Annotated in this window: 12 protein-coding genes; 7 read left to right on the top strand and 5 right to left on the bottom strand. The window is 55.7% G+C overall.

The genetic code is table 11. From position 1 onward, the window contains the following. Positions 1-8: 8 nt before the first annotated feature. The 3 genes from KGB27_RS16185 to KGB27_RS16175 all read left to right on the top strand — a co-directional run bounded on the left by KGB27_RS16185 (position 9) and on the right by KGB27_RS16175 (position 3,572). Positions 9-371 carry a DUF485 domain-containing protein gene (locus KGB27_RS16185; RefSeq protein ID WP_223555292.1) on the top strand — a complete coding sequence of 121 codons (363 nt, stop codon included), beginning with the start codon at positions 9-11 and terminating at the stop codon, positions 369-371. Continuing rightward, positions 368-2,023 (top strand): cation acetate symporter, encoded by a 1,656-nt coding sequence (locus tag KGB27_RS16180; RefSeq protein ID WP_008037510.1) that lies wholly within the window; start codon positions 368-370, stop codon positions 2,021-2,023. Before KGB27_RS16185 ends, KGB27_RS16180 begins: the two co-directional genes overlap by 4 nt. Before the next feature lie 211 nt (positions 2,024-2,234). Then, positions 2,235-3,572 (top strand): OprD family porin, encoded by a 1,338-nt coding sequence (locus tag KGB27_RS16175; protein WP_223555290.1) that lies wholly within the window; start codon positions 2,235-2,237, stop codon positions 3,570-3,572. A 220-nt stretch (positions 3,573-3,792) separates the two neighbouring features. On the opposite strand, the gene KGB27_RS16170 is transcribed toward KGB27_RS16175, so the two are convergent. Genes KGB27_RS16170 through KGB27_RS16160 form a run of 3 tightly spaced genes read right to left on the bottom strand, consistent with a single transcriptional unit; the run spans position 3,793 to position 7,780 of the window. After that, positions 3,793-6,048: a xanthine dehydrogenase family protein molybdopterin-binding subunit gene (locus KGB27_RS16170; RefSeq protein ID WP_223555288.1), complete on the bottom strand. Its 2,256-nt coding sequence runs from the start codon at positions 6,046-6,048 to the stop codon at positions 3,793-3,795. Beyond that, on the bottom strand, positions 6,045-6,509 hold the full coding sequence (locus tag KGB27_RS16165; RefSeq protein ID WP_207286473.1) for a (2Fe-2S)-binding protein: 465 nt from the start codon (positions 6,507-6,509) through the stop codon (positions 6,045-6,047). Before KGB27_RS16165 ends, KGB27_RS16170 begins: the two co-directional genes overlap by 4 nt. After that, positions 6,506-7,780 (bottom strand): c-type cytochrome, encoded by a 1,275-nt coding sequence (locus KGB27_RS16160; protein WP_223555285.1) that lies wholly within the window; start codon positions 7,778-7,780, stop codon positions 6,506-6,508. Before KGB27_RS16160 ends, KGB27_RS16165 begins: the two co-directional genes overlap by 4 nt. 244 nt (positions 7,781-8,024) lie before the next feature. Between KGB27_RS16160 and KGB27_RS16155 the strand changes: the two genes are divergently transcribed. From KGB27_RS16155 to KGB27_RS16140, 4 genes are all read left to right on the top strand, one after another. Next, positions 8,025-8,942: a LysR family transcriptional regulator gene (locus KGB27_RS16155; RefSeq protein WP_223555283.1), complete on the top strand. Its 918-nt coding sequence runs from the start codon at positions 8,025-8,027 to the stop codon at positions 8,940-8,942. Between the two features lie 112 nt (positions 8,943-9,054). Next, positions 9,055-9,699: a DsbA family oxidoreductase gene (locus tag KGB27_RS16150; RefSeq protein ID WP_223451209.1), complete on the top strand. Its 645-nt coding sequence runs from the start codon at positions 9,055-9,057 to the stop codon at positions 9,697-9,699. 37 nt (positions 9,700-9,736) lie between these two features. Next, positions 9,737-10,849 carry an alkene reductase gene (locus KGB27_RS16145; RefSeq protein WP_223555281.1) on the top strand — a complete coding sequence of 371 codons (1,113 nt, stop codon included), beginning with the start codon at positions 9,737-9,739 and terminating at the stop codon, positions 10,847-10,849. Positions 10,850-10,903: 54 nt separating this feature from the next. Then, complete coding sequence (locus KGB27_RS16140; RefSeq protein WP_223555279.1) at positions 10,904-12,040, top strand: FAD binding domain-containing protein; 1,137 nt, start codon at positions 10,904-10,906, stop codon at positions 12,038-12,040. Between the two features lie 142 nt (positions 12,041-12,182). On the opposite strand, the gene KGB27_RS16135 is transcribed toward KGB27_RS16140, so the two are convergent. Both KGB27_RS16135 and KGB27_RS16130 read right to left on the bottom strand, forming a co-directional pair. Next, complete coding sequence (locus KGB27_RS16135) at positions 12,183-12,440, bottom strand: DUF2790 domain-containing protein (RefSeq protein WP_223434853.1); 258 nt, start codon at positions 12,438-12,440, stop codon at positions 12,183-12,185. 292 nt (positions 12,441-12,732) lie between these two features. Next, on the bottom strand, positions 12,733-13,854 hold the full coding sequence (locus KGB27_RS16130; RefSeq protein WP_223555277.1) for an amidohydrolase family protein: 1,122 nt from the start codon (positions 13,852-13,854) through the stop codon (positions 12,733-12,735). Positions 13,855-14,179 lie beyond the last annotated feature (325 nt).

The raw sequence follows: 14,179 nt of genomic DNA, 5'->3' as shown, positions 1-14,179 counted from the left end.
AGACAACCATGGAACATGCATATCCGCAAGACGGTGGCTCGGCCCTGTCCGCTGAACAGGTTGATAACGCTATTCAAAACCCGATTCTCGAAAATCCGGAGTTTCGTGCTTTGGTAAAACAGCGACGGATATTTTCGTGGAGTATGACTGCCCTGATGTTGGCAGTTTATTTCGGATTTATTCTTTCTCTAGCCTTTATACCGGTCCGTTTGGGTACACCTATTATCGAAGGGCAACCGATGACATGGGGCGTTCCAATTGGCTTTGGAATGCTCGCCTTCACGATTCTTCTCGTTGCTGTCTACGTATGGCGAACTAATACCTGCTACGACCCTAAAATAAAAACAATCATCAGGAGCTTCAACAAATGAAGCGTCTACTTATTGCAGTCTCAGCCATCCTGGCGTCGGTAGCGGTATACGCTGCCGACGCTCCGAGCACAGTCCACAAACATAACCCCATTGCCATCGGCATGTTTCTAGCGTTTGTTATTTTTACTCTGTTTGTCACACGATGGGCCGCACGTAAAAACAATAGCGTTGCCGATCACTATGCCGCAGGCGGAAAAATTACCGGCTTCCAAAATGGTTGGGCCATCGCCGGAGACTATATGTCCGCGGCGTCTTTGCTGGGTATCTCCGCGTTGGTTTTTACCAGCGGTTTTGATGGACTGATTTACTCAATCGGTTTCCTTGCAAGCTGGCCGATCATTCTGTTTCTGATTGCCGAACCATTACGCAATCTAGGTCGCTACACGCTGGCGGACGTACTGTCCTATCGCCTGAAACAACGACCCATACGAGCGTTTGCGGCGTCCAGTTCGATCGTGATCGTTCTGCTTTATCTGGTTTCTCAGCTGGTAGGCGCTGGAAAGCTGGTGGAGTTGCTGTTCGGTTTCGATTACACCGCAGCTGTGCTTCTCGTCGGTACGCTAATGGTCATCTATGTTTTCTTTGGCGGGATGCTGGCAACCACCTGGATTCAGATCATCAAGGCAGTCTTACTGCTGACTGGCTGTGTCTTCATGGCTTTCATGGTCTTGTCCGAATTCGGATTCAGCCTGAACCAGCTGTTCACTCAAGCTACCCAAGTGCATCCATCCCATGTAGCAATCATGAGTCCAGGAGGGCTGATTACTGACCCGGTATCTGCGATTTCCCTGGGGCTGGCATTAGTCTTCGGTACGGCAGGTCTTCCACATATTCTCATGCGGTTCTTCACCGTCGGTAACGTCAAGGCTGCGCGCCAAAGTATTCTTTATGCCACCGGTCTTGTCGGCATAGGGTACGCACTGATCGTCATCATCGGTTTCGGCACCATCGCCCTGGTTGCCAGCAATCCCGCCTATCATGATGCGTCAGGTGGAATATTGGGTGGCGTTAATATGGTTGCGATTCACCTCGCACATAACGTCGGCGGCAATGTCTTCCTCGGGTTTATGTGTGCGGTATCGTTCTCGACAATATTGGCAGTAGTGGCAGGGTTGACCCTTGCAGGCTCGTCTGCCGTTTCTCATGATCTTTATGCACATGCCTTGCGCCGTGGTACCGCAAGCGACCGTGAAGAAATGCGCGTCTCTCGTGTTACAACCATCGTGCTGGGTGTGTTGTCGATTCTGCTGGCGATTGCTTTCGAGAAACAGAACATCGCATTTATTGTGAGCTTAACGTTCTCCATCGCCGCAAGTTCCAATTTTCCAGTGCTGTTGTTGTCGATTTACTGGAAGGGCTTAACGACGCGTGGCGCCGTGATTGGCGGATCGTTGGGGCTGGTGTCTGCAATTACCCTGTGCATTCTCAGTCCTACTGTTTGGGTCAAGATTCTCCATCATCAGCAAGCCTGGTTTCCGTATGAATACCCGGCCCTGTTCTCAATGGCTGTCGCATTTATCGGTATTTTCTGGTTCTCCATTACTGATCGTTCCGCCAGCGCCGTAGTTGAACGCAGTCGATTCGAAAATCAGTTGGTCGATACGGAGTTGGGTACGCCGGCAACATGGAAAGCGCAACTTAAAGCTGATTAAGCCAGGTGATGGCTGTCTACATTAAATAACTACAAGTTTCTGCATGAAAGTGTAGCTCCTGCAACGCTGGTCGCGAGAAGTTGATTTTTAATAAGCGAACTATGGTTTGGCTGTGTGCTTCTCGCGCACCATAAGCTGTCGGAATACCTATGTCTGGAAAGTCGCTTAATAGTTCATACAAAAATAACAATTTAAACTTGGGTGAAAATAAATGAAGTGTACTTTTGTTGTGGCGGCAGCCATGTGTGTATTGGCGCAGCAAGCCCATGCGGCTGGTTTTGTCGATGATAGTAAGGCAGCGATTAAACTGCGTAACTTCTATATCAATAGCGATTACCGAGACTCGGCAACACCCGCTCAGAAAGCAGCCAACCAGAGTTATCAAGCGGAGTGGGGGCAAGCCTTTCAACTCGAATTCATCTCGGGTTATACCCCGGGGCCTGTAGGTTTTGGTGTTGATGCGCTGGGCATGCTGGGCGTCAGGCTGGATTCAAGCGCCGGTAAACATGGCAATCCGACGGGTACGAACTACGGTGGCGTGGTATTTCCAAGTGACGGCGACCATGCGGTTGACGATTTCTCCAACTTGGGGCTGACCGGGAAAATGAAAATATCCAAGACCGAACTGAAGCTTGGAACTCTGGTCCCAAAACTGCCGGTGATCTTCAGCAATGACGGGCGTTTGTTGCCTCAAACCTGGCAAGGAACCCAGGTTTCTTCGGCCGACATCAAAGACCTGACCTTGATCGGCGGGCAAATTGAAGAGGTGAAGGGGCGCAACTCCAGCAACAATGAAAATATGTCCATTGCAGGCGCCAATAATACGGTCACTGGCCGCTTCAGTAATAAATTCATTTACGCCGGTGGCGATTACAAGCTGACTAAAGATTTAACCTTGCAGTACTACTACGGCAATCTCAAAGATTTTTATAAGCAGAATTTTCTTGGCCTGATTCACAACTGGGCAATCGGACCTGGTGTGCTGACCAGTGATGTTCGATACTTTAATAGCAAGGATGATGGTGCAAACGGCCATGATCCTGCGTATTTTACGACGGGCTACTACGGCGGTAACACGCTGAAAGGAAAAGTCGATAACGATTTGTACAGTGGGTTGTTTACCTACGCGGTTGCGGGTCACACTTTCGGAGCAGGCTATGAGGTCAGTGATGGGAAAAGTGACTTCCCTTATTTAAACCAGGGGGACGGCCCCACCACCTACACCATCACGGAAATGCAGGTTCAGAAGTTTGTTCGTGCTGGCGAGAAGTCGTGGCAAGCCCGTTACTCTTTTGACTTCGCAAAACTGGGTCTGCCTGGTGCGACGGCAGGTGTTGTGTATGTTAAAGGTAATGATATCAATACTGTCGCATCTAGCAATTCCAGCGAATGGGAACGTGATATTACGCTCGCCTATGTCGTACAGTCAGGCCCCTTCAAAGGCTTGGGTGTCATGTGGAAAAATGCAATGGTGCGGAATAATATCCCGAACACCCGCCAACAAGACGAGAATCGCGTGATTATAAATTATCAATTGGCATTGTTTTGATTTTTAAACGCAGGCGATAGTTTGTGGCGGAAACAATACGGTGAGTCAGTCCTGTTGTGACTGGCCGCTGTAACTGACAGGCAGCGCTTTAACGAGTGTTGCGTGTACATGTCGTTCTCTTCCAACGGCATGTTTTTAAGTAGAGTAACGTTTCCCTTAGTTGGGGTAGGGCGGTGCAAGTGATCCTTCACCGCCCTTTTTTATTCTGAACAGGGGGCGTTCATGATCCCAGAGCATCCTGCCAACCACGTCGCGCCAACGGCAGATCCAGCAAGCGCTTGCCGATGGCATCACTGATGGCGTTGCCCAGCGCCGCGGCCATGGGGCCCTGGACGATTTCCGCCGCGCCGAGGAATGGCTGGCCGGGCTGATCAATCATGTGCACCTCGACCTGTTTCGGCAACTCAGGAAAACGCATGATCGGATAGCCGCTCCAGTCGAAGCTATGCATGCCGCTGGCGTCATAGAGGATTCGTTCATAGAGCGTCCAGCTGGCGGACTGAACAATGCCACCCTGGACCTGATTGAGTAGCCCATCGGGGCTGACTATTTGCCCCACATCGACGGCGGCCACCACCCGATCAATCGTCACTTGCCCGGTCTGTCGTTGCACATGCAGCTGCACGGCGATGGCGCAGTAACCCATGATGTTTTTATAGCGAGCGAAGGCGAAGCCGATTCCGCTGCCGGGGCCAGTTGCCTTTTGCGGCCAACCGAAGCTGCTGGCCACACGTTCCACCACCGCCCGTGCTCGTGGATCGCTCAAGTGATTGAGGCGAAATTGCACCGGGTCCACGGCGGCCTGCGCTGCCAGTTCATCGACAGTGCTCTCGATGGCGAACACGTTGATATGGGCGCCGAGCGAACGCATGGCCGAGGTCCTGAACGGCATGCTCAGAACGAAGTTCAGATCGACCTGCAGGTTGGGTATCTCGTACAACGGAACCGAGTTACGGTCGCCGTCACCCTCGGGCTGGGCAATAGGGATCGAAGGGGCTGGGGTGAAGGGCCTGGCCAACAGCCACGCCGGTAACAAGCGCCCGGCATTGACGATACGTTCGTTGTGCGGAGTGCTCCAGAGTTCGTATTTCCAGTCCCGAAGGCGCCCGCCGTCGTCCAGTCCTGCTTCCACTTCGGCAAGCATTGCCGAGCTGTAGGGCTCCCAAAGATTTTCCTGCTCGCGCATCCATTGCACCCGTATCGGCTTGCCGGGTATGGCCATGGCGATCAGCGCGGCATCGGCTGCGGCGTCATCCGCGCCGTTGTGGCCGTAGCAACCGGAGCCTTCGGCGTGGATGCAACGCACCTGTGCCACCGGCAGGCCGACCATCTCGGCGATGCCCATGCGCAGAGGGTAGACGCCTTGAGTGTGGGTCCAGACGGTCAGTGTTCCGTCCTGAAACCAAGCCATTGCACACGACGGCCCGATGGAGCAGTGCATGAGGTATTGCTTGGTCACCCGTGCCTTGTAGGCCCGTGGCGCAGGTTGCGCGAGGTTGCCCTTGGCGCTCACCGGGTAGCGTCGCGATGGCAACTCGGTGAGGAGTTGATGGATATGTGTTGAGTCGGGCAGCGGATTACCTTCTGTCCAGCGGGCAGAGGCGTAGCCTTCGCGCATCGCTTTGACTGCCAGCCATTCATCGGTGGCGACCACGGCGAGGTAACTGCCGTTGCGGACCAGTTTCACCACTCCGGGGAGTTTTTTGAGGGCCGCCTCATCGATGTCCAGCAGCTGACTGCCGCGCCGGGGTGGGCGTATCACACGGGCATGCAGCATGTCGGGCAGACGCATGTCTTGCACATAAGCCGCACCGCCGCTGACCTTGGCTGGAATGTCCAGTCGAGGCAATGATGTGCCGATCAGGGTGAAGCTGCTGGCTGGCTTGAAGGGCGAGCTGGCCGATGCGAAGCGATGCAGTTGAACCCCGACAACCGCTTGCACGTAGGTCATGCTGCGACCTTGCGCATCGTAGATCACGGCGTCCCGCGTGCTCAGGCTGTCGACTTTCTGCTGCCATTGCCGTGCCGCAGATTCGAGTAATAGCTGACGCACCTGGGCCGCGGCGTTGAAAAGCGCAGTGCCGCTGTCGACGATTGTATGGCTGCCGGCGGTATAGCCTTCATTGGGTGTCAGCGCGGTGTCGGCGGTGAGAAAACGGATGAGCCCGGGCGACACTTCCAGGCGCTCGGCGGCGATCTGCAGGAGCGCCGTTTTGACGCCGGTACCCAGCTCCACTTTGCCGGTGTAGACGGTGATGCCATCTTTTGCGTCAATGCGGATCCAGGCGTCCAGATAGGGCGTGGCCCGCAGGCTGCCCGGCAGGTCAGGTGCCAGGATTTGCGTGCCCAAGGTGTCCACTTCGGTGTCGGCGAAGGCGCGCGGAATGCCCGGAAGCATCGCGAACCCCATCACCAACGCACCATTGATCACGAACGCACGGCGGCTCAGATTGACGTTTTGCGTCGAGGTTTTCATACCTTGGCTCCCTGCGCGATGACCGACTTGATAGCGGCGAGGATCCGCACATGGGTGCCGCAGCGACACAGGTTGGGTGCCATGTGGCGACGGATCGTTTCATCATCCGGACGAGGGTTGGCCTCCAACAAAGCCTGCGCCCGTACGATCATCCCCGCGATGCAATAACCGCACTGGGCCGCCTGTTCGTCGATAAAGGCCTTCTGCAACGGCCCCGGTTGGTCGGCGCTGCCCAGGCTCTCCACGGTGCGCACAGATTTTCCCGCCAGCGCGCCGCACGGTGTCAGGCATGAAAACACCGGTTTGTCGTCTACTAAAACCGTGCAGGCGCCGCACTGACCCAGGCCGCAGCCGTACTTGGCACCATTGAGCCCCACCTGGTTGCGCAAGGCATAAAGCAGCGGCATGTCTTGCGCAATGTCCAGTACATGAGTCTTGCCGTTGATGTCGAGTGTGATCACGGTTGCTGCTCCTGAGCCCGAATGCTCTTGATAGTTTTTTCCAGGTCCGTCCAGGGTCTGGTCGCGCAGCTTTCGGTGCGCAAATACTCGGCAATGGCGGCCAGATGGCTATCGTCGAGGTTGTGTGCAAAGGCCGGCATGTAGTGGCTGGGGGCGGCACTGGACATCGGGATGCCTTGCAGGATGGTTTGGATTAAATTGCGTGGTGAGTCCGCCGTTACTGCCGAAGTGCTTGCCAGAGCGGGCCTCGACTCAATGGCGCGCATCGGGGCGGCGGTGCCGTGGCAGCTCGCGCAGGCACCTTCGAATAACGAGGCGCCCAGAAGCGCCTTGGCACTGGGCTTGGCCTCAGTGGTACAGGGCGGCAACGTCGCATCCGTTGAGGTTTTTTTGAGGTCAAGAATGTACTGCGCGATGGCATGGGCATCTTCCTCCGGCATCTGCGCGATGCTCAGGCTGACCGGCAACATCGGGCCCGCTGCTGCGCCGTGTCCTTCGGCGACCTCGCCGGTCAGGTAGGCGACCAGTTGGGCTTCATTCCAGGGATGTTGCGCAGAGGCCATTGCGCGCAGGGCAGGGGCCGTCCAGCCGTCGACGATACCGCCGTTGAACAGCTCGCTGCTTTTCTCCCCGCCAATCAAATTCAGGGGCGAGTGGCAGGATGAACAGTGTCCCGCGCCCTCGACCAGATAGCGTCCACGGTTCCATTGCGCTGTTTGCCCGGGAAGTGGTTCCAGTGGATCCCCATGCAGGAACAGCAGGTTCCAGAAAGACACCAGCGGACGGAAATTCATGGGAAAGACCATATGGTTTTCCGGTGCGGTGTAGTTGACCGGGTCCACGCTCATCAGGAAGGCATAGGCATCCGCAATATCTGCATCGCTCATCTTTCGGTAATGCACGTAGGGGAATGCCGGATAGAGAAAATGGCCGTCGCGCGCGATGCCTTCACGCATGGCCCGTTCAAAGGCGTCCAGCGACCACTGGCCGATACCGGTTTCCCGGTCTGGGGTTATGTTGGTGGTGAAGAGTGTTCCGAAGGGCGTTACCAGCGGCAATCCTCCCGCCATGTAAGCGCCGCCAGGTCGTGTGTGGCAGACCGCACAATCGCCCGCTTCGACGACGCGTCGGCCTCTGTCCAGGGTCTCGTGATCTGCATTTTTGGGCGGGCTGACAGTGGCGATTTCCGGCCTCCACATCATCCAGAATGCAAACCCTATCCCCACGATGCCGATTGCCAGAACGGCACCGATGATCGTCTTGCGCTTCATCGCCTTACCTCTCGAGCTCAGTTAACGACAGATTTTTCAATCCGCCGCGTGCGATTGGCGTACGGCGACTTTCTGTGGCGTGAGCTTAGAGAGGGCGGTTGTGATGGAGTACCCCATCAAGGCGCAACGCTACATTGCGCCCAGCGCAACGACGTCAGAATTAACAACCGTTAACTCGCGCCACTTGCGCGCTTGTCCAAAGATGGATCCTCAAGGAATGTACCGATGGCATTGAAGGAGTTTCATGGACAAGCTGCTCGCACTGAAAATGTTCATCCAGTCGGTAGATTCCAAGGGCTTTTCGGCGGCCGCCAGACAACTCAATCTGGCGACTTCTTCAGTGACCAGAATGATCGACAGGCTTGAGGGTGACCTCGGTACCGTGCTGCTTAATCGCTCTACCCGGCAAGTCACGTTGACGGATGCCGGGAGTGCTTATTACTTGAAAGGCCGGGATATTCTGAATGCCATGGCGGAGGCTGACGAGTCGGTCTCGGATCGTGGTGAAGTGCCCGCAGGGCAGCTGCGTATTTCGGTTCCCGTGGCGTTTGGACACCGCCTCATCGCCCCTCATATCTCCACGCTTTTAGAGCGTTACCCAATGCTCATGCTGGATATGACGTTATCTGACGACATCGTCGATCTGCTCGGCGAAAGCATCGATCTATCGATCCGGATGGGGTCGCCGGCGGCGATGGAAGCTGTGGTCAGTCGCCGCATCGGCAGCTTTCGACGCCGGGTGGTCGCCAGTGCCGAGTACCTGAATGCTCGCGGACTTCCTGACCAACCCATGGACCTCATGCGATACGAGTGCATGTGCTTCAACTACGGTGCACCGCAGCAGGTCTGGACATTTACAGGCAAGGGACAAGCGATTCGCGTGCCCGTCGACGGGCAGTTCAAGAGCAACAATGCCGAGGTTTTGCGTGACGTGGTACTGGCCGGTAGCGGGGTGGCGCTTTTGCCCGATTGGCTGGTCAATGATGATATCGACAGTGGTCGATTGACGTCCTTGTTCGACGCTTTTGTCGTCAATCCGGACAGCGCAAGTTCGGCGATCTCGGCCCTGTACCTGCCCAACCACCGCGGCTCGAAACGTATCAATACGTTCATTGATTTCCTCACCGAGTTACTCGAACCGGAATGTCAGCTCGTGGGCTGATCGCCCCACCTTTGCGTTTTGCGAAACGCAACGTTGTGCAGAAGGTGGATTCTCTGGCGGGGACCGGGCGCCTACCGTGGGGGTGTGAAAACACTCAACCACGGAGACTGCCATGAGTTTGCACTCATCCAAGATTCAGGTGACTTACGACTTCATCTGCCCATGGTGCTGGATCGGTGAAGAAAATCTCGAACGCGCGCTTGCCGCTTCGGATTATTCAGCTGACGGCCACATTACGTTCCTGCCTTATCAGTTGAACCCGGACATGCCTGTTCAGGGCATGGATCGTAAAGCCTACCGCTCTGGCAAGTTCGGCAGCTGGGCGCGTAGCCAGGCCATGGACGCACAGGTGACCCACGCCGGCAAGGCTGTCGGTCTGGAGTTCGATTACCAACGAGTCGAAAAAACCCCCAACACCTTGGCAGGGCATCGGCTGGTATGGCGAGAGCAACTGGCGGGTAGAGACGCTTCCCTCCTGATCAAGGCCATTTTCAAGGCGTACTTCAGCGAGGGGCGGGATATCGGCGACCTCAATGTGCTGGCCGACATCGCTGCCGAAACGGGGCTGGACCGGGGGGCAGTTGTCGACTTCCTCAACACCGAGGAAGGCACCGCTGAAGTCCTGAAGCTGGAGGCCATAACCAAGGCCTCCGGTGTGCGCTCGGTACCGAGTATTCAGATCGCAGACGACGTGATCAGTGGTGCTCAGCCCATCGAAGTAATGATCCAGATACTAAGACGAAGCCAGGCGGCTTAAGCCGTTTTTTCAATCCCTATTCATTCAGGAAATCATCATGACTCATCACTTGTTCAGCCCGATCAAACTCGGCCTGCTCACCCTTGATCACCGCGTCGCCATGGCCCCTTTGACTCGCTCCCGTGCGGGCCAGCCTGGCAACGTACCGACCTCGATGAACGTCGAGTACTACCGTCAGCGTGCCAGTGCCGCGTTGATCATCACCGAGGCTACGCAGATTTCGCAGCAGGGGCAGGGTTACGCCTGGACGCCCGGCATCCATAGCGACGAGCAGATTCAGGGCTGGAAAGCTGTCAGCGAAGCCGTGCACGCAGAAGGCGGGCGCATCTTCCTGCAGCTCTGGCATGTGGGGCGGGTGTCGCACCCGGTATTTCAACCTGACGGCGGCCTGCCGGTGGCACCGACCGCGCAGCCGGTCCCCGGCAAGACGTTCATCCTGAATGAAAAGGGCGAGGGGGTCTGGGGTGATGTGCCGGTTCCTCAGGAACTGGACATTCCAGGCATTGAAGCGATCGTTGTCGACTTCCGCAAGGCCGCTCGCAATGCACTTCTTGCCGGTATGGACGGTGTGGAGATTCACGCAGGCAATGGTTATCTGCTTGACCAATTTATCAACAGCGCCAGCAATCAGCGTAGCGATCGCTACGGTGGAAGTATCGAAAACCGCGCGCGGCTATTGCTCGAAGTCGTGCAAGCCGTGACCGAAGAAATAGGCGCCGAACGCGTTGCTGTGCGCCTGACACCGATGGGGCGTTTCATGGGCATGGGCGATGACACTCCGGAACAGACCTTTGGCTACATCGCATCCCGGCTCAATCACTGGAAACTCGCTTACCTGCACCTGGTAGAACCGATGATGGTCGGCACGGTGCTCGACGAAAGTAACGATCCCCGCTGGGACGCCATCATCAAGCAGCTGCGTACTGACTTCCATGGCGTTCTGATGCTGGCGGGTGGTTACACCGGCGAAACGGCCGAGCAGGCCATCGCGCAGGGGCGTGCCGACCTCATCGCTTTTGGTCGCCCGTTCATTGCCAACCCCGACTTGCCAGCGCGTTTGCGTGGCCGTACCGAACTCAACCCGGCGGACGGCAACAGTTTTTTTGGCGGCGACGCCAAGGGGTACATCGACTATCCGGTGTTGGCATAACGCAACGTCGAATCCAGAGGCTGTGGGAATCACCCTGCTACGAGGAGAGAGGTAATGAAGAGTTCAGACGTTCCGAAGGCCTTGGTCATTGGTGGTTCCCTGGGAGGACTGTTCGCCGCCACGGCGTTGCGTGCGATTGGCTGGCACGTCGATATTTTCGAGCGATCCCCCGCGGCGATGGATAGCCGTGGTGGAGGCATTGTTCTGCAAGCAGATGTTCTTCAGCATTTTCGCTATGCCGGAATCAAACCTGCCAATGCACTTGGGGTCCGCTCCCATGATCGTCTGTATTTGAATCGAGCTGGCACCGTCGTGCATAAAGAGCCGATGCCGCAAACTCAGACGTCCTGGAACACGCTCTACAACTCTTTGTTCTCTGCCTTTCCTGCCGAGCACTATCACCGTGGAAAGACGCTGGTTGATCTGACTCAAAATGAGCAACGAGTGACTGCGAATTTTGCAGATGGCAGCAGTGCTGAGGGAGACCTGCTGATTGGTGCCGATGGTGCGGGTTCAACCGTGCGAAGTCTGGTGTTGCCTGGGGCGCAATATACCTATTCGGGGTATGTAGTCTGGCGTGGTCTGGTTGATGAAGACGGACTTCCAGACTTCGCCAAAGCGCAGCTTTACGAAGACTTTGTCTTTCAACAAGACCCTGAATCGTTGATGTTGGAATACATGGTGCCGGGCTTGAATGGCTCGGTTAATCCTGGCGAGCGACGGTTCAACTGGCTCTGGTATTTGAAAGCTGCCCAAGGCGCAGCATTAGATGCTGTGCTTACTGATAACAATGGTCATCGGCGTAGCCACTCGATTCCACCGGGAGCCTTGGCCGCTCAGCAGGATGCTTACCTGCGGGACATGGGTGAGCAGCATGCCAACCCGGCTTTTCGTGAACTGATTCGCCAGACCAAGGATATTTTCGTTCAAGCGATCCTTGATCTGAAAGTCCCCCAAATGGTGTTTGGTCGCGTGTTGCTGACTGGCGATGCCGCTTTTGTGCCGCGTCCTCATACGGCCGGCAGCACGGCCAAGGCAGCCCGCAATGCACTGTCCCTGGCTCAAGCGATCGACGACATTGGCGACATCGATAAAGGCTTGCTGGTCTGGCAGCAACTGCAACTTGCAGAAGGCAAGCGTATGGCGGATTGGGGGGTGAGCATGGGTGACCGGATCATGGGCATCAACTGATCCTGATTCAGCAGCTTTAACTGGATAAAGTTCGTTTACAGGCGGGGTGTTGTTGCCGTATTTCCAGTCTGGAATATAAAAAGAGGAGAAAGCTTCAGCTCGAAGCTTTCTCCTCTTTTTGGCATCTGCATGTTTTAAGGCATTAACCATTCAGGCAAGCGCTACCGAATATCTTGTATTGCAGGTCGTGCGTTGCGCCCTTGTGATCCACATACACCATGTGCGCATCCACCGGGCCGCAAGCGTTATTTGTGTCCTCGGCGGTAGTGATGTTGATGACTTTGGCGATATCCATGTGTTCGGAGTAGTTGTAGTGCTCAGGTTCAGGAGTGGCGACCTTGACGTTGGAAGCGCTTTGGGCGGAAGCGTAAACGCTGAACATCATGAGTGAGGCGAGCATTGCGTATTTCATGAGGGTGATTTCCAGAGGTTGTTTAAGAAGGAACTCTTTGTGTGCTTCTGGAGTTGATTGTGATGTCGAGCGTTAGTTTATAAAAATACCCAATTCAAATACCGGTAATTACCACAATTGATGTGTCACCAACGTGCCTGACAACAAGTGACTGATAAGTTGCATGATCGACAAAGCGCCAGGTATTGCTCACTTGTCCACTTCGTCATGAAGGCTTGAATCGGAGCAAAAAAAAAGGCCGGTCAGACCGGCCAAAGGGAAATTGAGTGTTTCGCTAAAGTTATCCGCGGAGTCCGAGGATTCTGGCCGCGTTTCCACCGAGCACTGCAGCCTTTTCGCGGGGGCCCAGACCTACGCTTTCTACAAAACGCACCGGTTGTTCGTATCCCATGTCGAAGCAGTAGTCGCTGCCCAGTACCAGATGGTCGATACCGACATTGGCGATCAAATAGTCCAGAACCGGCCCGGAGTGTGAAACGGTGTCGTAGCTGAATCGCGTCAAATAGCTGCTCGGCTTTTGAGCCAGACGCCGGGTCTCGGGACGTGAATTCCAGCCTGCGTCGAGACGCCCGACGAGTATTGGCAATGCTCCACCGGCGTGGGGCAATGACACATGCAGCTGTGGGTAGCGATCCAGTACTCCACCGAGAATCAGGTGTGAAGCCGCGATAGCGGTATCGAACGGGTTGCCTAGCAGGTTGCTCAGGTAATAGTTACTCAAGCGGCTGCCGCCAACCGTTTGTTGCGGGTGCAGGAACACTGGCAGTCCCAGCTGTTCAATGCGGGCAAAGACTGGTGCAAAGCGTGGATCGTCCAAGTCCAGACCGTTGATATTGGTGCCCATATAAACGCCCCGCACCCCGGGCAGTTCGGCTGTGCGCTCCAGCTCGATAATGGCGTCGTGCACATCCAGCATCGGCAACGTCGCCAGCACCACAAAACGCAGCGGGTGTTGGCGATGAACAGTTGACGCGGCATCGTTCCAGGCACGTGCCAGGCGAGCATTGAGTTGACGATCTGCCCAGTACACCATCGGCACGCTCAAGGACAGCGCCTGAACATCGACGCCTGCGCGATCCATGTCGAGCAAGCGCGCTTGCACATCGATAAATTTCAGGGGCAAAGGCCCTAATCCGCCGGCCGGGGTAGCGAAGCTGAATGAATTTTCCTGGCGGGTATAGCTTCCACCGAAAGCTTTGCCATCACCGCCCAAGAGGTGCAAGAACTCTTCAGGATAGTAATGCGCATGGATGTCCACCGATCTCACCGGGATGTCGGCACCCCTCTTGATCGACCCCGCCGAGGCGGGTACCAAACGGGTGACCAGCAGGCCGCCCGCAGTAGCTGCCATGATGCCTAGCAGTTGGCGACGGGTCTTCGAGAGACAGCAGGGACATTGCATGGTCAATCTCCTTTTTATTGTTTTTGTTGGGCGATGAGCGCCGAGATGCCTTTATTGATCAGTCGATTACTTTTGGGTTTTGATTATCAATCGATAAATTGAAATAATGCAAGGGGCTTCAATTGACCTTCGTTCTCAATCGGAATCATGGGGGGAGCGTTGGTGGTGATGAACGTTCTGCTATAGTCGCGAGCTTACTGATCGCTCGATAAAAAGGAGTGGCAATGACTGACTCCACGTCTGATCCGATAGACGCGGTTGATTGGCGGAATCGCCGCAAGAGCGCCCGCGCAGGTAGTCAGAAGCCACGCAACCCCAAACCCGC

It is taken from the genome of Pseudomonas sp. BF-R-01, from assembly GCF_019946615.1.
GTDB lineage: Bacteria > Pseudomonadota > Gammaproteobacteria > Pseudomonadales > Pseudomonadaceae > Aquipseudomonas > Aquipseudomonas migulae.
The sequence above is the reverse complement of the archived record's forward strand: the minus strand, read 5'-3'. Positions and strand labels throughout refer to the sequence as shown.

Coding starts and splice junctions, on each gene's coding strand:
- KGB27_RS16180 (WP_008037510.1), top strand. CDS start 368: ATGAAGCGTCTACTTATTGCAGTCTCAGCCATCCTGGCGTCGGTAGCG.
- KGB27_RS16135 (WP_223434853.1), bottom strand. CDS start 12,440: ATGCTCGCCTCACTCATGATGTTCAGCGTTTACGCTTCCGCCCAAAGC.
- KGB27_RS16145 (WP_223555281.1), top strand. CDS start 9,737: ATGACTCATCACTTGTTCAGCCCGATCAAACTCGGCCTGCTCACCCTT.
- KGB27_RS16170 (WP_223555288.1), bottom strand. CDS start 6,048: ATGAAAACCTCGACGCAAAACGTCAATCTGAGCCGCCGTGCGTTCGTG.
- KGB27_RS16160 (WP_223555285.1), bottom strand. CDS start 7,780: ATGAAGCGCAAGACGATCATCGGTGCCGTTCTGGCAATCGGCATCGTG.
- KGB27_RS16185 (WP_223555292.1), top strand. CDS start 9: ATGGAACATGCATATCCGCAAGACGGTGGCTCGGCCCTGTCCGCTGAA.
- KGB27_RS16175 (WP_223555290.1), top strand. CDS start 2,235: ATGAAGTGTACTTTTGTTGTGGCGGCAGCCATGTGTGTATTGGCGCAG.
- KGB27_RS16140 (WP_223555279.1), top strand. CDS start 10,904: ATGAAGAGTTCAGACGTTCCGAAGGCCTTGGTCATTGGTGGTTCCCTG.
- KGB27_RS16130 (WP_223555277.1), bottom strand. CDS start 13,854: ATGCAATGTCCCTGCTGTCTCTCGAAGACCCGTCGCCAACTGCTAGGC.
- KGB27_RS16150 (WP_223451209.1), top strand. CDS start 9,055: ATGAGTTTGCACTCATCCAAGATTCAGGTGACTTACGACTTCATCTGC.
- KGB27_RS16155 (WP_223555283.1), top strand. CDS start 8,025: ATGGACAAGCTGCTCGCACTGAAAATGTTCATCCAGTCGGTAGATTCC.